The organism is Pseudomonas sp. 20-5 (assembly GCF_056782835.1).
In genome coordinates this window covers 248459-270001 of sequence record NZ_CM165584.1, presented here as the reverse complement: position 1 = coordinate 270001, position 21543 = coordinate 248459, and the positions used below count along the sequence as shown (strand labels likewise).

General features: G+C 68.2%; 20 protein-coding genes. 3 read left to right on the top strand and 17 right to left on the bottom strand.

The window, feature by feature from the left end:
* Positions 1-7: 7 nt before the first annotated feature.
* From AC1RB9_RS01240 to AC1RB9_RS01225, 4 genes are all read right to left on the bottom strand, one after another.
* Complete coding sequence (locus tag AC1RB9_RS01240; RefSeq protein WP_003101866.1) at positions 8-886, bottom strand: DMT family transporter; 879 nt, start codon at positions 884-886, stop codon at positions 8-10.
* Positions 887-1035: 149 nt separating this feature from the next.
* A complete protein-coding gene (locus AC1RB9_RS01235; RefSeq protein ID WP_003101868.1) occupies positions 1036-1851 on the bottom strand; it encodes a sugar phosphate isomerase/epimerase family protein in 816 nt (271 codons plus the stop codon).
* 22 nt (positions 1852-1873) lie between these two features.
* Entirely contained in the window at positions 1874-2917 is a 1044-nt protein-coding gene (locus AC1RB9_RS01230) for a Gfo/Idh/MocA family protein (RefSeq protein WP_003121655.1), read from the bottom strand.
* Positions 2918-3159: 242 nt separating this feature from the next.
* Positions 3160-3939, bottom strand: coding sequence for an IclR family transcriptional regulator (locus AC1RB9_RS01225; RefSeq protein WP_003101874.1), 780 nt, complete (start codon positions 3937-3939; stop codon positions 3160-3162).
* 305 nt (positions 3940-4244) lie between these two features.
* On the opposite strand from AC1RB9_RS01225, the gene pcaK reads away from it, so the two are divergent.
* Positions 4245-5591: a 4-hydroxybenzoate transporter PcaK gene (gene pcaK / locus AC1RB9_RS01220; protein WP_003101875.1), complete on the top strand. Its 1347-nt coding sequence runs from the start codon at positions 4245-4247 to the stop codon at positions 5589-5591.
* A gap of 239 nt (positions 5592-5830) precedes the next feature.
* Here pcaK and AC1RB9_RS01215 read toward each other — a convergent pair whose 3' ends face one another.
* From AC1RB9_RS01215 to AC1RB9_RS01170, 10 genes are all read right to left on the bottom strand, one after another.
* The gene (locus tag AC1RB9_RS01215) at positions 5831-6664 is read right to left on the bottom strand and encodes a hypothetical protein (RefSeq protein ID WP_003162029.1); all 834 of its coding nucleotides are present in this window, start codon (positions 6662-6664) and stop codon (positions 5831-5833) included.
* A gap of 190 nt (positions 6665-6854) precedes the next feature.
* Positions 6855-7796 carry a LysR family transcriptional regulator gene (locus AC1RB9_RS01210; protein ID WP_003084073.1) on the bottom strand — a complete coding sequence of 314 codons (942 nt, stop codon included), beginning with the start codon at positions 7794-7796 and terminating at the stop codon, positions 6855-6857.
* A 126-nt stretch (positions 7797-7922) separates the two neighbouring features.
* Complete coding sequence (gene pcaC / locus AC1RB9_RS01205; RefSeq protein WP_003084072.1) at positions 7923-8324, bottom strand: 4-carboxymuconolactone decarboxylase; 402 nt, start codon at positions 8322-8324, stop codon at positions 7923-7925.
* A gap of 10 nt (positions 8325-8334) precedes the next feature.
* Entirely contained in the window at positions 8335-9126 is a 792-nt protein-coding gene (gene pcaD / locus AC1RB9_RS01200) for a 3-oxoadipate enol-lactonase (RefSeq protein ID WP_003084070.1), read from the bottom strand.
* A 14-nt stretch (positions 9127-9140) separates the two neighbouring features.
* A complete protein-coding gene (locus tag AC1RB9_RS01195) occupies positions 9141-10520 on the bottom strand; it encodes a 3-carboxy-cis,cis-muconate cycloisomerase (protein ID WP_003162026.1) in 1380 nt (459 codons plus the stop codon).
* 22 nt (positions 10521-10542) lie between these two features.
* Positions 10543-11841, bottom strand: coding sequence for an MFS family transporter (locus AC1RB9_RS01190; protein ID WP_003162025.1), 1299 nt, complete (start codon positions 11839-11841; stop codon positions 10543-10545).
* Positions 11842-11990: 149 nt separating this feature from the next.
* Positions 11991-13196, bottom strand: coding sequence for a 3-oxoadipyl-CoA thiolase (gene pcaF / locus AC1RB9_RS01185; RefSeq protein WP_003101891.1), 1206 nt, complete (start codon positions 13194-13196; stop codon positions 11991-11993).
* Complete coding sequence (locus AC1RB9_RS01180; RefSeq protein WP_003084062.1) at positions 13193-13975, bottom strand: CoA-transferase subunit beta; 783 nt, start codon at positions 13973-13975, stop codon at positions 13193-13195. Before AC1RB9_RS01180 ends, pcaF begins: the two co-directional genes overlap by 4 nt.
* Positions 13972-14823, bottom strand: coding sequence for a CoA transferase subunit A (locus tag AC1RB9_RS01175; RefSeq protein WP_003084060.1), 852 nt, complete (start codon positions 14821-14823; stop codon positions 13972-13974). The genes AC1RB9_RS01180 and AC1RB9_RS01175 overlap by 4 nt, the downstream gene beginning before the upstream one ends.
* Positions 14824-14973: 150 nt before the next feature.
* A complete protein-coding gene (locus AC1RB9_RS01170; RefSeq protein ID WP_003112674.1) occupies positions 14974-15513 on the bottom strand; it encodes a helix-turn-helix domain-containing protein in 540 nt (179 codons plus the stop codon).
* 154 nt (positions 15514-15667) lie between these two features.
* Between AC1RB9_RS01170 and AC1RB9_RS01165 the strand changes: the two genes are divergently transcribed.
* Positions 15668-16450: an aldolase gene (locus tag AC1RB9_RS01165; RefSeq protein ID WP_003084054.1), complete on the top strand. Its 783-nt coding sequence runs from the start codon at positions 15668-15670 to the stop codon at positions 16448-16450.
* 59 nt (positions 16451-16509) lie between these two features.
* Positions 16510-17391, top strand: coding sequence for a dihydrodipicolinate synthase family protein (locus AC1RB9_RS01160; RefSeq protein WP_003101895.1), 882 nt, complete (start codon positions 16510-16512; stop codon positions 17389-17391).
* Between the two features lie 76 nt (positions 17392-17467).
* On the opposite strand, the gene AC1RB9_RS01155 is transcribed toward AC1RB9_RS01160, so the two are convergent.
* The 3 genes from AC1RB9_RS01155 to AC1RB9_RS01145 all read right to left on the bottom strand — a co-directional run bounded on the left by AC1RB9_RS01155 (position 17468) and on the right by AC1RB9_RS01145 (position 21536).
* The gene (locus tag AC1RB9_RS01155; RefSeq protein ID WP_003101898.1) at positions 17468-18526 is read right to left on the bottom strand and encodes an ABC transporter substrate-binding protein; all 1059 of its coding nucleotides are present in this window, start codon (positions 18524-18526) and stop codon (positions 17468-17470) included.
* Between the two features lie 163 nt (positions 18527-18689).
* Positions 18690-20072: an aspartate aminotransferase family protein gene (locus AC1RB9_RS01150; RefSeq protein ID WP_003101901.1), complete on the bottom strand. Its 1383-nt coding sequence runs from the start codon at positions 20070-20072 to the stop codon at positions 18690-18692.
* Between the two features lie 30 nt (positions 20073-20102).
* A complete protein-coding gene (locus tag AC1RB9_RS01145; protein ID WP_003084045.1) occupies positions 20103-21536 on the bottom strand; it encodes an APC family permease in 1434 nt (477 codons plus the stop codon).
* Positions 21537-21543: the final 7 nt, after the last annotated feature.

Sequence of the window (21543 nt, the reverse complement as noted above, 5' to 3'; positions counted from 1 at the left end):
GTTGCGTTCAGCGGCCACGGCGCCAGGCGACCACCAGGCCGCTGGCGCAGATGACGAGGATGCCGAGCAGCGCCCAGGCGTCCGGCACGTGGCCGAACACCAGCAGGCCGAGCAGGCCGGCGAAGATGATCTGGCCATAGCTGAACGGCGCCAGGGTCGCCGGCGGCGCATGGCGGAAGGCCTGGGTCAGCAGCAGGTGGCCGCCCATGCCGCAACCGCCCAGGGCGATCATCATCAGGCCGTGGAGAAGACTTGGGGTCTGCCAGAAGAACGGCACCAGCAGGCTCATGATGAGCGTATTGAAGATGCCGGCGAGGAAGTTGCTGGTGGTCGGGCTGTCGCTGTTGGCGAGCATCCGCGTGAGCAGCTGGTAGAGCCCGAAGCACAGCGCCGAGCCGAGCGGGAACAATGCCGCCGGGGTGAACAGCGCGCCACCGGGACGCACGATGAAGAGCACGCCGATGAAGCCGGTGAGCACCGCCAGCCATTGACCGAGGCTGACCTTCTCCTTCAGCAACGGCACGGATAACGCGGTCACCAGCAGCGGCGCCAGGAAGTTCACCGCGGTCGCCTCGGCCAAGGGCAGGTAGCGCAGGCCGGTGGTGAAGAACAGGCTGGTGCCGATCAGGCACAGCGCCCGCGCCAACTGCATGAGCGGACGGCGGCTGCGGATCACCGCGAGGCCGTTGCGCGGCACGAACACGGCGACCATCAACAGGGTGTGCACCAGGTAGCGGGCCCAGACCACCATGACGATCGGGTAGAAACCGGAAAGGAACTTGGACAACCCGTCGTGGCTGGCGAACAGGAACACCGCGGCACAGATCAGCAGGATGCCGCGCAGGGTCTGGTCGCTGGCGGGCAGCGGGGAGGTGGATGCGTTCATCGGAGGGTCCGGGCACCAGGGCAAATCGATAGCAGGCTATTTATTCTGACGGTACCCGCCATCGAGGAAAGAAACGATCGGCTTCAACGTTTGGAAACTATAGAACCCCGTTCCATTATGCAAACGGGCAACCTGCCTGCGCGGTGGCGCTACAGGCGGGCGAGCAGCGCCCGGGTCCGCTCGATCGCCAGCCGCGCCCGCTCCGTGCCATCCACGCCACGCGCGAGCAAATCCAGCGCGGGCACCTCCAGGCTCAGCGGCAGGTTCTCCGGCAGGGCGCGCAGCAGCGCCAGCAGATCGAGCCCGCCATCGCCAGGGAAACGCCGTTCCTCGCGGGCCTGGCGAAGGATTTCGTCCATCGACGTCGGACGCGGCCCGACGACATCGCAGAGTTGCGCGTAGCCCAGGCGCGCAGGCGGGATCGCCCGCAGGTCTTCCAGGCTGCTGGCCGAGCGGTCGAAATGGAAGGCGTCCAGCAACAGGCCGGCGTTGTCCCGCGCCGCCGCCTCGACCACCCGCGCGGCCTGCCGCAGGTCGCGGATCCCGGTCCAGGGCATGAACTCCAGGTGCGGGTCGAGGCCGAGCGGCCGCGCCAGGTCGCACAACGCGGCGAAATTGTCCGCGCTGCGCCGCTCGTCGTCATCGTTGCCGGCCACCAGCACATAGCGCGCGCCGAACTCGGCGCCGACCTCCAGCACCGCGGCGAACTCGCCGACGCGGGTGTCCGGACGCAGGCGCAGGATCTCCACGTCCAGCGTGCGCACTCCGCTGTCGCGCAGCCGCGCCAGGGTCCGCCGGCGCAGGCCGGCATCGGCCAGCAGCGGATAGTGGTGCTCTTCCACGGTGGCCGGCACCAGGCGCAGGCCGACATGACTGTAGCCGGCGCGGGCGGCAGCCTCGACCATGTCCGGGGGCGACAGCTCGAGCACGGTGAGCGCCGCCAGGGAAAGAATCCTCGATTCCATGCACTACCTCATCGTCAGCGGTTCAGAAACTGGCCGGCGCGCAGGCCCGGCCACTGCGCGCGGCCTCGCGAACCGCCTCGACCAGCGCCAGGGTGCGAGCGGCGTCGGTGGCATCCATCAATGGCGCTTCCTCGCCCCGCGCGACCCGGACGAAGTGCTCTAGCTGGCGTTGCAGGGGGTCGCCTGCCGCCACGGCCTCCACGCTGGCCGCCAGCGGGTCGTGCCAGCCCTGCCGGGCCTCGGCGTAGCGCCAGCGGCGGAGCTGGGGCAGGCTCAGGGCACCCTCGGTGCCGGCCAGCAGGTAGCAGGGTTGCTCGGCCTGGCGCGGATAGACCGGGTTCTCCCCGGCGGCCAGCTCCCAGCTCCAGGGCGCCGCCGCAGCGTCGCAACCGGTCAGGCTGCCCAGGGCGCCATTGGCGAAGCGCAGGAGCAGCGCGACGTTGTCTTCGTTGGGCAGGCCACGGATAGCGTTGCCGGCCAGCGCCTGCACCTCCCGCACTTCCCCGCACAGGTGGCGGAGCAGGTCGAGGTCATGGATCAGGTTGGTCAGCAACATTCCCGCGCCGGGCTCGCGACGCCAGGCCACCTCGAAATAACTGTCGGGCTTCTTCAACTGCCAGAGCGCGGTGACCGACAGCAACCGACCGAGCGCGCCCTCGGCGATCAATTGGCGCGCCCGCACGACCAGCGGATTGTGCCGACGATGGTGACCGACCAGCAGCGGAACGCCAGATCGCCGGGCGACGGCGACCAGCTCGCTCACTTCGTCGAGCTGCACGCCGACCGGTTTTTCCAGCAGCAGCGGCACCCCGGCGGCGAGGCAGTCGAGGGCGGTGGCGACATGCAGGTTGTTCGGATTGGCGACGATCGCCGCTTGCGGCCGGGCTTCTTCCAGCAACCTCCGATGATCGCCGAACCAGGGCACGCCGGCGTCCGCGGCGAACGCCTGGCCCTGGGGATCGGCCACCGCACACAGGCGCGCGCCGGCGATTCGCTGCAAGCGATGGTAATGCTGGCGGCCCATATTGCCGGCGCCGATGAGGGCGATGCGAAGCGGTGCGTCCAAGGCGGTCCCCAATCGTTGTTTTCTTGTTCGCTTCAAGATTCCAGAACGTCGTTCCAGATTTAGCGAGGGAGATTATTTGAACGAATGGCTGGCCCCGCGCAAGAGCGCTTCGAGACGGCACTACCGCCGGGGCATCCATGGAAGTGCGGAAAGGCCCGCCGCATGCGGGCTCGTGACAGGCAAGAAAGCGTTCGCTATTCGAACGCTGATGTCGGGAAAGGACTGGGGCCGGGCCGGATGGCTCAGCGGAACAGCTCGGACGCCTGGCTGGCGTGGGACAGGTCCTGCGCCGCGGCCAGGAGCAGGGGCGCCAGTTCGTGCATGCGCGCCTCGCCGAAGCGTGCGCTCGGCCCGGCCACGCTGAGCACGCCGAGAGCCCGTCCGTCCTCGGGGTGGCGCACCAGTGCGGCCATCGCCGCCATGCCCGGCGCCGAGCATTCGATCTGCCAGGCATAGCCGTGCTCGCGGGCGCGCTTCAGGTAGCGCAGCAGCTCGCTCCTGGAGCGCGGCGCGTTGGGACCGAAGTCCCGCGCCGCCCCTACGCCCTGGCGCTCCACCAGCGCCAGCGCCGCCTTGTCGCTCAGGCTGGCCAGCCAGGCGTGCCCGGATGCGGTGTAGAACAGCGGCGCCTCGCGCCCCATGTCGGGGTCGTAGCGTAGCCCGGAGGTGGCGCCCTGGGACTTGGCGATCCAGGTCTGGCGATCGCCTTCGATCACCCCCAGGCGCACCAGTTCGCCGGTCTCCCGGGCGAGCCCGTCGAGCACCGGCTGGACCAGGTCGACCACCCCGCTGGAAGCGAGGAAGCGGAAGCCCAGCGCGGCCAGGCGGGTGCTGAGGCGGTAGCGGCTGGTGTCGTCGTCCTGGCGCACGTAGCCGAGCCGGATCAGCTCGGCGAGCATGCGGTGCGCGGCGCTCTTGGGGATATCCAGGCGGTCCGCCAGTTGTTGCAGGGGCAGGCCACGGGCATCGCTGGCGAGGAGTTCGAGCAAGCCGAGGGCGCGTTCGATGAGGCTACCGGCCATGGAGGGGCGTTCCTGAGTCGAGGAAAGGCAGGATTCTAGAATCTGGTTCCGGATTTTCACAGCCTGGCGAAGGTCGAGATTTCACAGGGTTTCGTTCGATCAGCGAACCGATAAACGATTATCGGATTGCCACTCCCCATGGCCCTCCGTAATGTGTCTGCACCCCGGCAGGCCGAGCGCCTCCGCTACAAAAACAACAGGGGAATCCCGACATGCCGCAGCACGCCTTGCCTTCCGCCGCCTGCACCTGAGCCACGCGTCCGACCCTCGTCCCACGCCCTCACTCTCGCCGCGGAACCCGTCCCATGAACAGCCCCAGCCTGCCCGCCGTCGAACGACTCGACGTGCAAGCCTTCATCAATGCCCAGCCGCTTTCGCCGTACCAATGGCGGATCGTCCTGCTGTGCTTCCTGATCGTCTTCCTCGATGGCCTCGACACCGCCGCGATGGGCTTCATCGCTCCGGCGCTGACCCAGGACTGGGGCATCGACCGCGCCAGCCTCGGGCCGGTGATGAGCGCCGCGCTGATCGGCATGGTCTTCGGCGCCCTCGGCTCCGGACCGCTGGCCGACCGCTACGGACGCAAGCTGGTATTGGTCGCGGCGGTCTTCCTCTTCGGCCTGTTCAGCCTGGCCTCGGCCTACAGCACCAACGTCGAGCAACTGCTGGCGCTGCGCTTCCTCACCGGCCTCGGCCTCGGCGCGGCGATGCCCAACGCCACCACCCTGCTTTCCGAATACACCCCCGAGCGCCTCAAGTCGCTGCTGGTGACCAGCATGTTCTGTGGCTTCAACCTGGGCATGGCCTGCGGCGGATTCGTCTCGGCGAAGCTGATCCCGCTGTTCGGCTGGCACAGCCTGCTGCTGCTCGGCGGCCTGCTACCGCTGGTCCTGGCGGTAGTCCTGCTGTTCCGCCTGCCGGAATCGGCGCGCTACCTGGTGGTGCGCAACCGCGGCAGCGAGCGGGTACGCCAGGTGCTGGCCCCCATCGCCCCGGCGCAGGTGGCGCTGGCACGGAGTTTCCACGTCCCCGAGCAGCAGACGGTGCAGGCCCGCAACGTGTTCGCGGTGATCTTTTCCGGTACCTACAGCGCCGGCACCCTGCTGCTCTGGCTGACCTACTTCATGGGCCTGGTGATCGTCTACCTGCTCACCAGCTGGCTGCCGACCCTGATGCGCGATAGCGGCGCGAGCCTGGAGCAGGCGGCGTTCATCGGCGCGCTGTTCCAGTTCGGCGGGGTGCTCAGCGCCGTAGCGGTGGGCTGGGCGATGGATCGCTTCAACCCGCACAAGGTGATCGGCCTGTTCTACCTGCTGGCGGGGGTGTTCGCCTGGTGCGTCGGCCAGAGCCTCGGCCAGGTCACCCTGCTGGCGACCCTGGTGCTGCTGGCCGGCATGTGCATCAACGGCGCGCAGTCGGCGATGCCGTCGCTGGCGGCGCGCTTCTATCCGACCCAGGGGCGGGCCACGGGGGTCTCCTGGATGCTCGGTATCGGCCGCTTCGGCGCCATCCTCGGCGCCTGGATCGGCGCCACCCTGCTGGGCCTGGGCTGGAACTTCGAACAGGTGCTGACCGCCCTGGTGCTGCCGGCTGCACTGGCCACCGCCGCGGTGCTGCTGAAGGGGTTGGTCAGTCACGCGGATGCGGGGTGAGACTGCCCCATCGCGTAGGACGCATAACCGCTTGCGGTTATCCGCCGCCGGGCTTCGGTGTATCGGCGGATAACGCCGATGGCGTTATTCGCCCTACCCCAGGGGTCGGCATCGCGTAGGGCGCATAACCGCTCGCGGTTATCCGCCGTCGGGCTTCGGTGTATCGGCGGATAACGCCGGTGGCGTTATTCGCCCTACCCCAGGGTTGGCGGCATAGCGTAGGGCGACGGCGCTTCGCTTCAGAAGGTGAATTCCATATTCAACGTCGGCGTCGAGGTGCGGCTGCCGGTGCCACCGTCGACGCCGAACTTGTTGTGCCAATACTCGTAGCCGACGCCGAGCCACAGGTTCGGCTGGCGCTTGTCGCCTGGCAGGGCGGCGACCATCAGGGCGGTGCGGACCAGGGTTTCCGCCGCGGTGTCCTTGTCGTTGTAGTCCTCGCCCTTCTCTCCCACGTAGTTGACGAAGCCCTGGAACTTCGCCGCATGGTTGCCGACCTTGAACGGCCGCATCCAGGTCAGGTTAAGCATGTAGGTGGTGTCGAAGGTGTGGTCGGGATGGCGCGCGCCGGGCACGCCGAAGTGGTTCTTCTCGCGGTAGTAGAGCAGGCTCAGGTCGAGCACGCCGGGACCGTTGAACTTGAGGGTCGGGCCGAACACCAGGGCGCGCTTCTTGGCCGAAGCCAGGTTGTTGTTGCGGCTGGCGTCGAAGCCCAGGGTGAAGGCGTAGTCCTTGACCAGGCCGGTGCCCAGCGGCCGGTCGAACACCCGCGAGGCGTAGAGCTGGTGGCGGTAGACCGCATAGACCTCGCTGCCACCGTGGTCGGTGCCCTTGCGCGGGTCGCGGCTGTCGGAAAGGAACACATCGAGATTGAAGAAATTGCTGCCGTAGCGATAGCCGTCGGCGTGGGTGAAGCTGTAGATGCGCTTGGCGAACTTGTCCGGGTTGTTCGGGTTGGTGAATTGCTGGCCGTAGCGGAAACCGACGCTGTTGCTCATCCATTCCAGCGCCATGCTCTCCCCGGCGCCGACGAGCGCGATCAGGGCGGCGGCGCCCTGCATCATCTTCTTCATGCTGTGTGTCCTGCTGGTTGCTTGTTGTTCTTGTGGCGACTCAGCCCCCGGTTTCGCGCCGGGGTCGCGGGGCAGTATCGGCACTTCGCCGCGCTGACCAAAGAACAGAATATCGAACATACCGATGCCGAAACGGCATCAGCGAACGAGCAAGCTCGGGCAAGCCGTCTGGCATCGGCGCGAGCGCCGCTCAGGCCTCGTTCAGGCGCGCTTCCTCGCGCTCGCGCAGGCGCACTTCCTCGGCGATCTGCCGGGCCAGGGCGTCCACCGCCACCGGCAGGTAGCGGCCGGTGCGCACGTAGAGGCCGAGGTCGCTGTGGATGCCGCCATTGTCTTTCAGCGGCAGGAAGCGCAACTCGCCCTGGGCGATGTCGGCTTCGATCCCCAGGCGGGTCTGGAAGGCGACGCCGAGCCCGCGCCGCGCCAGTTGTCGCGACAGCTCCAGGGAGCTGCTCTCCAGCACCGCCCGGCGCGGTTCGCGCAAACGGCGCTGGAGCGGCGCCAGCAGGTGATGGATGGACAGCTCGCTCTTGGCCATGATCAGGCCATGTTCGACGCAATCGGCGAAGGCGATGGCCTGGTGTCGCGCCAACGGGTGCTGCGGGGAGACGATGGCACCGAGGCGGAAATGGCCGACGCTGACCTGTTGCAGGTCGGCGCTGCGCGGCAGGGCGAAGGCCAGGCCGAGGTCGACCGCGCCGCTGCTCACCGCCTCGGGTATCGCCTGGGAACCGAGCAGGGTGACGCCGACGGTGATGTCCGGGTAGCGTTCGCGCATCGCCTTGAGCACGCAGGGCAGCAGGTCGCTGGTCACCGCCTCGATGGTGGCGATCTCCACATGGCCGGTGCGCAGGCCTTGCAGCGCGTCCAGTTCGGAACGCACGCGCTCCATGTCCTGCAGGACCACGGTGACGTGGCGCGCGAAGATCTCCCCGGCTCCGGTCAGGCGCAGGCCCCCGGGCAGGCGGTCGAACAGCGGCGCGCCGATCTCGTCCTCTAGCTTGAGGATCTGCCGGTTCACCGCCGACGAGGCGACGTTCAGGCGTCGCGCGGCTTCGCGGATCGAATGGCAGCGGCGCACCATGTCGAAGTAGTGGATCGCGGGCGCGTGGATATGCAGCTTGCGGCTCATGGCGGACCGAAGGGATGACGGAGCTGTCGACCTTCCGGGAAACGCCGGCGAATGGCAAGGGGAAGCGCCGCCTCGGCGGATAACGCCTGCGACGCCATTCGCCCTACCGCTAGCGCCGCCGGCGACCTACCGGGACGCCTGCTGCGACTCCACGCCAAGCTCGTCCCACACCGATTCGGCCAGGTGGAAGGTCGCGTTGGCCGCGGGAATACCGCAGTAGATGGCGCTCTGCATGATCACTTCCTTGATCTCGTCGCGGCTCACCCCGTTGTTCTTCGCCGCGCGCAGATGCAGCTTGAGTTCCTCGTTGCGGTTCATGCCGATCAGCATGGCGATGGTGACCAGGCTGCGGGTGTGTCGCGGCAGCCCCGGACGGGTCCAGATGTCGCCCCAGGCGTGGCGGGTGATCATCTCCTGGAACTCTTCGTTGAACGGCGTCAGGTTGGCCAGGCTGCGCTCGACATGGGCGTCGCCGAGCACCGCGCGGCGCACTTGCATGCCGGCTTCGTAGCGTTGTTTCTCGTCCATCGGCGGCTCCTCAGGCGGACAGCAGGAAATCGACCAGGCGGCGGCTGAAGGCGTCGCCCGCTTCGACGTTGGACAGGTGCGCGGCGGCGAACTCGACCAACTGCGCGTCGGCGATGCGCGCCTGCATGAAGCGGGCGTTGTCCGGAGTGGTCACGGCATCGTGGCTGCCGGCGACGATCAGCGTCGGCGCCTGGACCAGCCCGAGCTGCTCGCGGAAATCGGCGTCGCGTACCGCAGCGCAGTTGGCCGCGTAGCCCTGCGGCGAGGTGGCCGCGAGCATCGCGACGATGCGCTCGACCTGCGCCGGTTCGCGCTCGGCGAAGCCCGCGGTGAACCAGCGCGCCACCGAGGCGTCGCGCAGGTCACGCATGGCCTGCTCGCCGCCTTTCAGGACGGTATCGATGCGGGTGTTCCAGACCTCGTCGCTGGCAATCTTCGCCGCGGTGTTGCACAGCACCAGCCGGCCGAGCCGCTCGCCGGCGTGGATGCCCAGCCACTGGCCGATCAGGCCGCCCATGGACAGCCCGCAGAAATGCACGCGCGGCAGCTCGAGGGCATCGAGCAGGGCAAGCACGTCGGCGCCGAGCTGGCCGATGGCGTACGGTCCGGGGGTGACCAGCGAGGCGCCGTGGCCGCGGGTGTCGTAGCGCAGCACGCGGAAATGGGCGGTGAGTGCGGGGATCTGCGTGTCCCACATGCCCAGGTCGGTGCCCAGCGAGTTTGACAACAGCAGGACCGGCGCGCCGGCCGGTCCTTCCAGGGAGTAGTTCAGGTCGCCGTCGGCGAGGCGTACGGTTGGCACGAAGGGATCTCCAGTCAGGCGGGATGGGGTTCGTAGCCCAGGGCATGGTGTTCGGCGAGCGCGCGCTCGACCCAGGCGCGGGCCTGGCCGAGGTAATGGGCGGGATCGAGCAGGCGGTCCAGTTCGTCGCCGGACAACTCGGCGCTCACCCGCGCCTCTTCGCCGAGCACCGCGCGCAACTCGCGGCGCTGCTCGACGGCGCGGCGGCAGCACTGTTCCACCAGATGGTGCGCGGCTTCGCGGCCGATACGGCGGGCCAGGGCGATGCTCACCGCCTCGGCGAGCACCAGGCCGTGGGTCAGGCCAAGGTTGCGGCGCATCCGCTGGGCGTCCACCTCCAGGCCTTCGAGCAGGCCGATCGCCTGTTGCAGCGCGCCGGCAACCAGGCAACAGAGTTCCGGCAGGGTTTCCCACTCGGCGTGCCAGAGACCGAGGCTGCGCTCGTGTTCCTGCGGCATCGCCGCGAACAGGGTCGAGACCAGCCCCGGCGCACGGGTGGCGGCGGCGATCAGCACCGCGCTGCTCACCGGGTTGCGCTTGTGCGGCATGGTCGAGGAACCGCCGCGCCCGGCGCCGGCCGGCTCGAAGACCTCGCCGGCCTCGGTCTGCATCAGCAGGCTGACATCGCGACCGAACTTGCCGAGGCTACCGGCCACCAGGCCGAGCACGCTGGCGAATTCCACCAGGCGGTCGCGCTGGGTGTGCCAGGGTTGTTCGGGCAAAGCCAGGCCCAGCTCCTCGGCCAGCGCCGCGGCCACCGGCAGGGCCTGTTCGCCGAGCGCGGCGAGCGTCCCCGAGGCGCCGCCGAATTGCAGCACCAGCAGGCGCGGGCGCAACTCGCGCAGGCGCTGGCGGTGCCGGGTCAAGGCACCGAGCAGGCCGGCGAGCTTCATGCCCAGGGTCACCGGGGTGGCGTGCTGCAACCAGGTGCGCCCGGCCAGCGGCGTGTCGGCATGCCGTTCGGCCTGGTCCGCCAGGACCTCGGCAAGACGTTGCAGATCCTGCTCGAGCAAGGCCAGCGCACGGCGCAGTTGCAGCACCAGGCCGCTGTCCATGGCGTCCTGGCTGGTGGCGCCGAGATGCACGTAGCGCTCGGCCTCGGCGTCGCCAGCCGCCACCTGGCGGCCCAGCGCCTTGACCAGCGGGATCGCCGAGTTGCCGGCAGTGGCGACCGCCTCGGCCAGCGCCAGCGGGTCGTACAGTTCGGCGCGGCAGGCCGCCTCGATCGGCGCCACCGCCGTCGCGGGAACCACCCCGGTGCGCGCCTCGGCGCGGGCCAGGGCGGCCTCGAAGTCGAGCATGCCTTGCAGGCGGCCGCGGTCGGAGAACACCGCGCGCATCGGCGCCGCCGTGAAATAGGCATCGAACAACTGGTTGGCGGGTACGTCGCTCATCGGTTTTCCTTTTCCCGGCCCGTCAGGGCTCGTCGTTCAGGTAGCTGACCTTGCGCAGGTCCGGCAGGCTCACGCAGACCAGCAGCGCCAGCAGGCACATGGCTGAAACATACCAGTAGAAGACGTTCTCCATCCCTACCGACTTCAGCCCCAGGGCGACGTACTCGGCCGAGCCGCCGAAGATCGCGTTGCCCACCGCGTAGGACACTCCGACGCCGAGGGCGCGCACCTCCGGCGGGAACATCTCGGCCTTGATCAGGCCGCTGATGGAGGTGTACAGGCTGACGATGGCCAGCGCCAGGATGATCAGGAAGAAGGCCATGTAGGGACTGCTCACGGTCTTCAGCGCGAGCAGGATCGGCAGGGTGCAGAGCGTGCCCAGGGTGCCGAACCAGAGCATCGAGGTCTTGCGCCCGATGCGATCGGAAAGCATGCCGAACAGCGGTTGCATCAGCATGTACGCCAGCAGGGCGAAGGTCATCACCGCGCTGGCGGTCTTGGCGCTCATCCCGGCGGTGTTGACCAGGTACTTCTGCATGTAGGTGGTGAAGGTGTAGAAGATCAGCGAGCCGCCGGCGGTGAAGCCGAGCACGGTGAAGAAGGCCCGCTTGTGCTTGAACAGCTCGGCGAAGGTGCCGGATTCCTTGCGCTCCAGGGTCGACTTCGAAGCGGTCTCGTTCAGCGAGCGCCGCAGCCAGAGGGCGATCACCGCGGTGATCGCGCCGATCACGAAGGGAATCCGCCAGCCCCAGGCGCGCAGTTCGTCTTCGCTCAGCAACTGCTGCAGGATCACCACCACCAGCACCGCCAGCAACTGTCCGCCGATCAGGGTGACGTACTGGAACGAGGCGAAGAAGCCGCGCTGGCCCTTGAGCGCCACCTCGCTCATGTAGGTCGCGCTGGTGCCGTACTCGCCGCCCACCGACAGGCCCTGGAACATCCGCGCCAGCAACAGCAGCGCCGGCGCCAGGGTGCCGATGCTGGCGTAGGTGGGCATGCAGGCGATCGCCAGGGAGCCGGCGCACATCATCACCACCGAGATCAGCATGGCGGTCTTGCGCCCGTGCTTGTCGGCGATGCGGCCGAACATCCAGCCGCCGATGGGGCGCATGAGGAAGCCGGCGGCGAAGACCCCGGCGGTGTTCAGCAACTGCACCGTGGGGTTGTCGGAGGGGAAGAAGGCCGGTGCGAAGTAGATCGCGCAGAAGGCGTAGACGTAGAAGTCGAACCATTCCACGAGGTTGCCGGAGGAGGCGCCGACGATGGCGAAGATGCGCTTGCGGCGTTCTTCGTTGCTGTACTGGTGAACAGGGACAGTCATGCTGTTGTTCTCTCGACAGGGTCCGTTTCATCCTGACCGTGCGACGGAGCGTCCTGTTCCGCTGCACACGCGCCGCGCCGCCGCCGAAACATGGGCAGCGCCGCGCGACGCGCGCTCTTGATACCGGGCGGGCGACCCGGTTGTGCAAGTCAGACCCGCTCGATGGCCAGCGCCAGGCCTTGGCCGACGCCTACGCACATGGTCGCCAGGCCGCGCCGGCCGCCGCTCTTCTCAAGTTGATGGAGCGCGGTGAGGACCAGCCGCGCACCGCTCATCCCCAGCGGGTGGCCGAGGGCGATGGCACCGCCGTTCGGGTTGACCTTCTCACTGTCGTCGGCCACGCCCAGTTCGCGCAGGCAGGCCAGGCCCTGGCTGGCGAAGGCTTCGTTGAGTTCGATCACGTCGAAGGCGTCGATCGCCAGGTCCAGGCGCCGCAGCAGCTTGCGCACCGCCGGCACCGGGCCGATGCCCATGATCCGTGGGGCGACGCCGGCGCTGGCCATGCCCAGCACCCGCGCGCGCGGAGTCAGGCCGTGCTTCTCCACTGCCTCGGCGGAGGCCAGGACCAGCGCGGCGGCGCCGTCGTTGACCCCGGACGCGTTGCCGGCGGTGACGGTCTTCTCCGGCCCGTTGACCGGCTTGAGCCGGGCCAGCGCCTCCAGGGTGGTGTCGGGACGCGGATGCTCGTCGTGCTCGACCAGGGTGTCGCCCTTGCGCCCGCGAATCGTCACCGGGACGATTTCCTCGGCGAAGAAACCGGCCTCCTGCGCCCTGCCGGCGCGCTGCTGGCTGCGCAGGGCGAAGGCATCCTGGTCGGCACGCGACACGCGATAGTCGTCGGCGACGTTGTCGGCGGTCTGCGGCATCGGGTCGATGCCGTACTGCTCCTTCATCAGCGGATTGACGAAGCGCCAGCCGATGGTGGTGTCCTCGATCTTCTGGCCGCGCCCGAAGGCGCTATCGGCCTTGCCCATCACGTACGGCGCGCGCGACATCGACTCGACGCCGCCGGCGATGGCCAGCTCCATCTCGCCGCAGGCGATGGCGCGGAACGCCGTGCCGATGGCGTCCATCCCCGAGGCGCAGAGGCGGTTGAGGGTGACGCCGGGCACGCTCTCCGGCAAACCGGCCAGCAGCAGCGCCATGCGCGCCACGTTACGGTTGTCCTCGCCGGCCTGGTTGGCGCAGCCGAGGAACACCTCGTCCAACGCCGACCAGTCGACCCCCGGGTTGCGCTCGACCAGGGCCTTCAGCGGCACCGCCGCGAGGTCGTCGGCGCGCACCGCGGAAAGACTGCCGCCGAAACGGCCGATCGGCGTGCGCACGGCATCGCAGATGAATACCTCGCGGCTCATTCGTCGCTCCCCTTCTGTCCATGGGCGGCCGCGGTGCGCGCCTCGAGGTCGCGCAGCGCGGCGAGTTCGACCTCGCTCGGCGCGGGCGTCTCGGCGACCCGCTCGGCGAAGCGGATCGCCCAGCCGGTGGCCTCGACCACCTGCTCGCGGGTCACGCCCGGATGCAGCGAAGTGACCACGAACTCGTTGCTGCCGGCTTCCGGCTCCATGATGCACAGGTCGGTGATGATCGCCACCGGCCCCTTGCCCGGCAGGCCCAGGCGCTGGCGCGAGTCGCCGCCCTCGCCATGGCCGACCGAGGTGACGAAGGCCAGCTTGTCGACGAAGGTGCGGTGCGATTGCTTGAGGATGATCAGCACTTCCTTGGCGCTGCCGGCGATTTCCGGCGCGCCGCCGGCTCCCGGCAGGCGCACCTTGGGCTGGCGGTAGTCGCCGATCACGGTGGTGTTGATGTTGCCGAAGCGGTCGACCTGGGCCGCGCCGAGGAAGCCGACGTCGATCCGTCCGCCCTGCAGCCAGTAGCGGAAGATCTCGCCGGTGGGGACCACGGTATCGGCGGTCTCGGCCAACTCGCCGTCGCCGATGGACAGCGGCAGGACGCTGGGCTTGGCGCCGATCGGCCCGGACTCGTAGATCAGCACGACGTCCGGCGAGGAAGTCAGGCGCGCCAGGTTGGCGGCCTTCGACGGCAGGCCGATGCCGACGAAGCACACCGCGCCGTTGTGCAGGCGGCGGGCGGCGGCCACGGTCATCATCTCGTTGGTGCTGTAGCTGCTCATCGCTTGCCCTCCGCGAGCTTGGCCTGGAAGGCGCCGAAATCCTCGGTCCCCCGGATGTATTCGTCGATCCACGCGGTGAAGCTTTCGCGGTCGCGGGCGATCGGGTCCCAGTCCTGGTAGAAGCGGTTGTCGCGCTCGTAGTAGCCGTGGGCATAGGACGGATGCGCGCCGCCGGGCACCAGGCACACGGCGCTGAGCGCCCAGCTCGGCAGGACGCAGGCGTTCATCGGGGCGTCCAGTTCGTCGACGATCTCCTCGACGGTGACGATGCAGCGCTTCGCCGCCAGGGCCGCTTCCTTCTGCACGCCGAGGATGCCCCAGAGCAGCACGTTGCCCTTGCGGTCGGCCTTCTGCGCGTGGATCACGCTGACGTCCGGGCGCACCGAGGGCACCGCCGCCAGCACTTCGCCGGTGAACGGGCAGGTGACGCTGCGGATCAGCGGGTTGACCTTCGGCAGGTCGGAGCCGGCGTAGGCGCGCAGCACCGCGAAGGGCAGCCCGGAGGCGCCGGCGACATAGGCGTTGGCGAGGTCGGCGTGGCTGTGTTCCTCGATCTCCAGCGGTTGCGGCCAGCCCTTCTCCACCGCGTCGCGCAGGCGGTGCAGCGAACCGACACCGGGGTTGCCGCCCCAGGAGAACACCAGCTTCTTCGCGCAGCCTGCACCGATCAGCAGGTCGTAGACCAGGTCGGGAGTCATGCGGATCAGCGTCAGGTCTTTCCTGCCCTGGCGGATCAGCTCGTGGCCGGCGGCCGTCGGGATCAGGTGAGTGAAGCCTTCGAGGGCGACGCTGTCGCCATCGTGGACGAAGCGTCGCACCGCTTCGCGCAGGGAGAGGATTTCAGCCATCGGTCGGGTCTCGTCTTGTTGTGCGCTGCCTGGACGGCACGTGACGAGAACCTTACGCCGGGGTCCGAGGGCTCACAATCCGATAATCGATTAACAGTTCGATAATCGAACAGAACGTTAGCAAGCATCCGATCGACCGAAGCCGCCGCCTCATTCGTCGCTGTGGATCACCACCAGCAATTCCGCCTGGGTCTCCCCCAGGGAGCGGATGCGGTGCGGCTTCTGTGCGTTGAAATGCAGGGCGTCGCCGCGCTCGAGGATGATCCGCTGGTTCATGAAGTCGACCTCGACCTGGCCCTCATGGACGAAGATGAACTCTTCGCCGAGGTGCTCCTTGAACGTCGAGTGACTGAAATCGCGCGGGGGGTGGACGATGAACGGCAACAGCGCGCGGGCGCCGATCTGCTGCGCGAGGGAGGCGTAGGCCGGGCCGTCGTCGCCGCTGGACAGCGACTTGCGCTGGTCGCGACGAACGATGCTGTAGCCGTCGACACCGTCGCTTTCCTCGGAGAACAGCTCCTCCACCTGCACGTTCAACGCCTTCGCCAGCTTCAGCGCGGCGGCAATGGACGGCGTGTTCAGCCCGCGCTCGACCTTGGACAGGTAGCTCTTGGTCAGGCCGGTCTTCTCGGCCAGGGTCTCCAGCGTGACCCCGAGTTTTTTTCTCAGCAATTTCAAGCGCATGGACATTGAGGACAGCCTTCTCCCGATGGCGATGAAACTTTTCTCTTGCTAATGACACTTTGTGTCATATAACTTGATCCGTGTCATTTACAGCCGGGTCGTTGCGTGGCGCGCAACTGCCTGGCGTTTCCCCCGACTCGCTCCGTCAAAGGAACCTCGCATGGCTACGACACTGGAATTACCCAAGGATCAACTGATCCAGCACGCGCTGAAGCAGATGAAAAGCAGCCTCGGCGATAATACGTGGACTGACCGGCAAAAGCTGGCCCTGACCTGCCGGATTCTCTTCGAGGCCGGCCACGACTCCGGGCTCGCCGGGCAGATCACCTCGCGCGGCCCGGAGGCGGGGACCTACTACACCCAGCAACTGGGCCTGGGCTTCGACGAGATCAGCGCCGGCAACCTGCTGCTGGTCGACGAAGACCTCAACGTCCTCCACGGGCACGGCATGGCGAATCCGGCCAATCGCTTCCACAGCTGGGTCTATCGCGCCCGCCCGGACGTCAACTGCATCATCCACACCCACCCGCTGCACATCGCCGCGCTGTCGACCCTGGAAGTACCGCTGCAGGTCTCGCACATGGACCTTTGCCCGCTATACGACGACTGCGCCTTCCTCAAGGACTGGCCGGGCGTGCCGGTAGGCAACGAGGAAGGCGAGATCATCTCCGCCGCCCTCGGCGACAAGCGCGCCATCCTGCTCTCCCATCACGGCCTGCTGGCCACCGGTGCAAGCATCGAGGAGGCCTGCGTGATCGCGGTGCTGCTCGAGCGCGCGGCGAAGATGCAGTTGCTGGCGATGGCCGCCGGGGAGATCAAGCCGATCCCGCCGGCCCTGGCGCGCGAGGCCCACGACTGGATCTCCACCCCGAAGCGCCACGGCGCCGCATTCAACTACTACGCCCGGCGCTGCCTGCCGCGCAACAGCGACTGCCTGAGCTGAACGACCTTTCCCACCAGGTCCGTCCTGGCATTTCCCACTCAATGTCACAGGTACATCCAATGTCCGCATCCATCCACGGCATCATCGGCTACACCATCACCCCCTTCGCCGCCGACGGCGGTCTCGACCTGCCGGCCCTCGGCCGCTCCATCGAGCGCCTGATCGACGGCGGCGTGCACGCCATCGCCCCGCTCGGCAGCACCGGCGAAGGCGCCTACCTGAGCGACCCGGAATGGGACGAGGTGGTCGACTTCACCCTGAAGACCGTCGCCCATCGCGTGCCGACCATCGTCAGCGTCTCCGACCTGACCACCGCCAAGACCGTGCGCCGCGCGCAGTTCGCCGAATCCCTCGGCGCCGAGGCGGTGATGGTCCTGCCGATCTCCTACTGGAAGCTCAACGAGGCGGAAGTGTTCCAGCACTACCGCGCGGTGGGCGAAGCCATCGGCGTGCCGGTGATGCTCTACAACAACCCGGGCACCAGCGGCATCGACATGTCGGTGGAACTGATCCTGCGCATCGTCCGCGAAGTGGACAACGTGACCATGGTCAAGGAGAGCACCGGCGACATCCAGCGCATGCACAAGCTGCGCCTGCTCGGCGAAGGCCGGGTGCCCTTCTACAACGGCTGCAACCCGCTGGCGCTGGAGGCCTTCGTGGCCGGCGCGAAAGGCTGGTGCAGCGCCGCGCCGAACCTGATCCCGACGCTCAACGGCCAGCTCTACCAGGCGGTGCTCGACGGCGACCTGGAGAAGGCCCGCGCGCTGTTCTACCGGCAGTTGCCGCTGCTCGACTTCATCCTCCGCCGGGGCCTGCCGACCACCATCAAGGCCGGCCTGGGCCTCTCCGGCCTGGAGGTGGGGGCGCCGCGCCTTCCGGTGCAGGCGCTGGATACCGAGGGCTGTCGGTATCTGCAGGGGTTGTTGGAAGAGCTGCGCTGATCACCCCGTCAGCGCTTTGACCCGACGGGCCCGGACGACTTGGGGCCCGTCGTTTTTTTGCCGACGCGCAGCGCGCTCAGCGCGCCGCCCAGGCATTGAAACGCTGTTCCAGCTCCTCGCCGTGGTCCACCCAGAACTCGGCATCCACCGCCCGCGCGCCTTCGAGGTTGGCCGGCGCGGTCGGCAGCGCCTCCTGCACCGTCTTCGGCAGCAACGCCAGGGTGCCCTTGTGTACCGGCCCGTAGGGGATCTGCTCGGAGAACACCTTCTGCGTCTGCGGCTGGCTGGCGAAGGCGATGAATTTCTCCGCCAGCGCCTTGTTCGGCGTGCCCTTCACCACCGCCCAGTACTCCGGATCGTAGAGACTGCCGGGCCAGACGATGGCCAGTTTCACCCCCTCCTTCTGCGCAGCGGCGATGCGCCCGTTGTAGGCCGCGCTCATCACCACGTCGCCGGCCGCCAGCCATTGCGGCGGCTGGGCGCCGGCCTCCCACCACTGGATGTTCGGCTTGAGCTGGTCGAGCTTGGCGAAGGCGCGGCTGACCCCCTCCGGGGTGGCAAGTACCTTGTAGAGGTCCTCCGCCTTCACCCCGTCGGCCAGCAACGCCACTTCCAGGGTGTACTTGGCGCCCTTGCGCAGGCCACGCTTGCCGGGGAACTCGCGGACGTTCCAGAAATCCGCCCAGGACTGCGGCGCCCTGGCCAGCTTCGTCGAGTCGTAGGCCATCACCATCGACCAGACGTAGGTGGCCACCCCGCACTCGCTGAAAGTGCCGGGGACGAACTGCGCGGGGTCGCCGAAACGCGCCGGGTCGAGGCGTTCGAACAGCCCCTCGTCGCAGCCGCGGAGCAGTTCGGGGCTCTCCACCTCGACCACGTCCCAGCTGACCTTGCCGACGTCGACCATGGCCTTCACCTTGGCCATTTCGCCGTTGTATTCGCCGGCGACCACCTGCCCGCCGCCGCTTCGCTCGAAGGGTTTGAAATAGGCCTGTTCCTGGGCGGCCTTGGTCGCGCCGCCGAAGGAGATCACCGTCAGGCTCTGGCTCTGCGCCTGGGCCGCCGCGGCGAACGCCAGGCCGAACAGGGACAACCGGGAAAACACGTGTGCGTACTGGTGCAAGGACTTGAACATGGAACACTCCCACAGCCGATTGGCATTGTTGTGATGTTGCTGAGGCAGTTGCCGGCCAGAGGCCGAAACGGTTCCGCGCGCGGTCGCCAGGCGCCGCATCGTCGTTATGGGGGGACGCTCCGTGTCGCAGGCGACCCGGCCGAGGCCGGGCCGCCGGGGCGCGTCAGAGCACGCCGATCTCGCGCGCGGTGCGATCCACCGCGATACGGGTCTTGTCGATCAGTTCGTCGATCTCGGCACGCCCGGCCACCAGCGCCGGGGCCATGATCATGCGGCCGAGGGTGGAGCGGATGATCACGCCCTCCTCGAAGCCGATGGTGCGGCAGCGCCAGGCCAGATCGTTCTCGTTGGCGAAGCGCTTGCGGGTCGCCTTGTCCTCGGCGAACTGCAGCGCGGCGACGAAGCCGGCGCCCTGGACCTCGCCGACCAGCGGATGGTCGCCGAAGACCTCGCGCAGGCAGCGTTGCAGGTAGGGTCCGGTCTCCTCCCTGACCCGCGTGACCACGCCCTCGTCGCGCAGCGCCTTGAGGTTGGCGATGGCCACCGCCGCCGCCACCGGGTGCCCGGAATAGGTCAGGCCGTGGGCGAACACCCCGCCCTGCTCCACCAGCACCTCGGCGATGCGCTTGCCGAGTACCAGGCCGCCCATGGGGATGTAGCCGGACGTCAGGCCCTTGGCGATGGACAGGGTGTCCGGCTGGAAGCCGAAGTGTTCGTGGGCGAACCATTCGCCGGTGCGGCCGAAGCCGCCGATCACTTCGTCGGCGCACAGCAGCACGTCGTACTGCCGGCAGATGCGCTGGATCTCCGGCCAATAGCTTTGCGGCGGGAAGATCATGCCGCCGGCGCCCTGGAAGGGCTCGGCGACGAAGGCGGCGACGTTCTCCGCGCCCAGTTCGAGGATCTTCTCCTCCAGTTGCAGCGCCGCGCGGCGACCGAACTCGGCCGGGCTCAGCTCGCCGCCGTTGGCGTACCAGTAGGGTTCGTCGATGTGGGCGAAGTCCGGCAGCATGCCGCCCATCTCGTGCATGAACTTCATCCCGCCGAGCGCGGTGCTGCCCAGGGTCGAGCCGTGGTAGCCGTTCCAGCGGCCGATCATGATCTTCTTCTGCGGCTTGCCGAGGATCTGCCAGTAGCGCCGCACGGTACGGATCAGCACCTCGTTGGCCTCGGAGCCGGAGTTGGTGTAGATCGCGTGGCTGTAGTGGTCCGGCAGCAGGCTGAAGAGCATCTCGGAAAGCTCCACCACCGCCGGGTGGGTGGTGTGGAAGAACATGTTGTAGTACGGCAGTTGTTCCAGCTGGCGGCTGGCGGCGGCGGCGAGGTCCTGGCGGCCGTAGCCGAGGTTGGTGCACCAGAGGCCGGACATGCCGTCCAGGTAGCGCTTGCCGTCGTTGTCCCAGAGCTGCAGGCCATCGCCGCGGACCATCACCCGCGGGCCTTCGCGGTTCAGCGCCTTCTGGTCGAGGAAGGCGTGGATGTGGTGCGCGGCGTCCAGTTGCTGGTAGTCGCGGGTGTCGCGCTGCGGGTTGAGCTGAGCGGTCATCGTCTGTGTTCTCCTTGTTCCCTTGGCGCGTCAGGCCGAAGGGGATTGCAGGGGATCGAGGGCGACGGACTTGCCCTGGGCAGTCTCACCGGCCGTCTCGAGCGGTTCGGGTACGAAGAGGGGCTTGCGCATCACGCCCTTGATCCACACCACCGCCACCAGCGAGACCACGCCGAGCACCACGCCGGCGCTGGCGAAGATCCGTCCGGTCATTTCCGGGGTCGGCGAGACGTGGACCACCGCGTAGATCATCCCGGCGATGCCGAACAGTTGCGGCAGCGGGTAGAACGGCGTGCGGAACGGACGGGCGATGTGCGGATAGCGACGGCGCAGGGCCAGCACGTCGACGTGGGCGATGATGTAGGCCAGCAGCCAGGCCAGCGCGGCGGCGAGCAGCAGCAGGTTGATCGAGTCCGGGTCCTGGCCGAGGATCAGGATCGGCAGGCCGGTGATCGCGGCGACGAACAGCACCGCCACCCAGGGCGTGCGCGCCCGCCGGCTGAGCTGCTTGAATTGCGGGAAGGCCTGGCCGTTCTGCGCCATCCCGTAGAGCATCCGCGGGATCGCCGCCAGCGACGAGTTGAGGGTGCTGCAGGTGGCGGTGATCGCGGCGATCACCAGGAACAGCTGGCCGTACTCGCCGAACACGCGGTTGGCGAAGAGGAAGTGTGGCAGCGGGTCGCCGGCCAGTTCCGCCTGCGGGATGCACAGCAGCGCACCGAAGCAGTAGAGGGCGATGGTCAGGAAGATGATGCTCAGGCCGAGGATCATCGAACGCGGGATGTTGCGCTCCGGACGCCGCGTCTCCTCCACCAGCGGGCAGACGAACTCGGCGCCGACGAAGCCCCACACGGCCATCGCGGTGAGCGCCAGGGCGCTTACCCCGAGCGGGTTCCAGCCGCTCGCCAGGGCGGTCTGCGCGGAAGCGTGGTCGCTGCTCACCGCACCCAGGCCGAGCACCAGCAGGACGATCATCATCAGCAGCGCCAGGGCGCTCTGCAGGCGCGCGAAGATGTCGATGCCGAGCAGGTTGAGCAGGGTGAACAGGCCGAGCACGCCGTAGGCCACCAGCATCGGCGGCAGCGCGCCGGGGTAGACCTTGCCGATGATCAGGTCGAGCAGCAGCAGTTCCGCCGAGAGGGCGAACATCGCCACCACCACGTAGCCGGAAAAGGTCGCCAGGATCGCCGGGAAATGCCCGATGGCCACCTCGGTGTAGCTGCTCAGGCTACCGGCGCGGGGAATCATCAGGGCCAGCTCGGAAAAGGAAAAGGCGTAGCTCAGCGCCAGCAGGTAGGCCACTCCCAGCGGCACGATGAAGCCCAGGCCGGCCGTCCCGGCGCCTTGCAGCATCAGTACCATCACGCCCTGGGAAACCACCAGGCCGATGGCCACCGCCAGCAGCGGTCCCAGCCCGAGCACGCGGCGCAGGGCCGGCTCACGCACGTTCGGCGTGTCGTTCATTCGATCG

Bases quoted from the DNA above. Each gene is read 5' to 3' on its own strand.
- AC1RB9_RS01240 (WP_003101866.1), bottom strand. From the start codon at position 886: ATGAACGCATCCACCTCCCCGCTGCCCGCCAGCGACCAGACCCTGCGC.
- AC1RB9_RS01235 (WP_003101868.1), bottom strand. From the start codon at position 1,851: ATGGAATCGAGGATTCTTTCCCTGGCGGCGCTCACCGTGCTCGAGCTG.
- AC1RB9_RS01225 (WP_003101874.1), bottom strand. From the start codon at position 3,939: ATGGCCGGTAGCCTCATCGAACGCGCCCTCGGCTTGCTCGAACTCCTC.
- pcaK (WP_003101875.1), top strand. From the start codon at position 4,245: ATGAACAGCCCCAGCCTGCCCGCCGTCGAACGACTCGACGTGCAAGCC.
- AC1RB9_RS01215 (WP_003162029.1), bottom strand. From the start codon at position 6,664: ATGAAGAAGATGATGCAGGGCGCCGCCGCCCTGATCGCGCTCGTCGGC.
- AC1RB9_RS01210 (WP_003084073.1), bottom strand. From the start codon at position 7,796: ATGAGCCGCAAGCTGCATATCCACGCGCCCGCGATCCACTACTTCGAC.
- pcaC (WP_003084072.1), bottom strand. From the start codon at position 8,324: ATGGACGAGAAACAACGCTACGAAGCCGGCATGCAAGTGCGCCGCGCG.
- AC1RB9_RS01195 (WP_003162026.1), bottom strand. From the start codon at position 10,520: ATGAGCGACGTACCCGCCAACCAGTTGTTCGATGCCTATTTCACGGCG.
- AC1RB9_RS01190 (WP_003162025.1), bottom strand. From the start codon at position 11,841: ATGACTGTCCCTGTTCACCAGTACAGCAACGAAGAACGCCGCAAGCGC.
- pcaF (WP_003101891.1), bottom strand. From the start codon at position 13,196: ATGAGCCGCGAGGTATTCATCTGCGATGCCGTGCGCACGCCGATCGGC.
- AC1RB9_RS01180 (WP_003084062.1), bottom strand. From the start codon at position 13,975: ATGAGCAGCTACAGCACCAACGAGATGATGACCGTGGCCGCCGCCCGC.
- AC1RB9_RS01175 (WP_003084060.1), bottom strand. From the start codon at position 14,823: ATGGCTGAAATCCTCTCCCTGCGCGAAGCGGTGCGACGCTTCGTCCAC.
- AC1RB9_RS01170 (WP_003112674.1), bottom strand. From the start codon at position 15,513: ATGTCCATGCGCTTGAAATTGCTGAGAAAAAAACTCGGGGTCACGCTG.
- AC1RB9_RS01165 (WP_003084054.1), top strand. From the start codon at position 15,668: ATGGCTACGACACTGGAATTACCCAAGGATCAACTGATCCAGCACGCG.
- AC1RB9_RS01160 (WP_003101895.1), top strand. From the start codon at position 16,510: ATGTCCGCATCCATCCACGGCATCATCGGCTACACCATCACCCCCTTC.
- AC1RB9_RS01155 (WP_003101898.1), bottom strand. From the start codon at position 18,526: ATGTTCAAGTCCTTGCACCAGTACGCACACGTGTTTTCCCGGTTGTCC.
- AC1RB9_RS01150 (WP_003101901.1), bottom strand. From the start codon at position 20,072: ATGACCGCTCAGCTCAACCCGCAGCGCGACACCCGCGACTACCAGCAA.
- AC1RB9_RS01145 (WP_003084045.1), bottom strand. From the start codon at position 21,536: ATGAACGACACGCCGAACGTGCGTGAGCCGGCCCTGCGCCGCGTGCTC.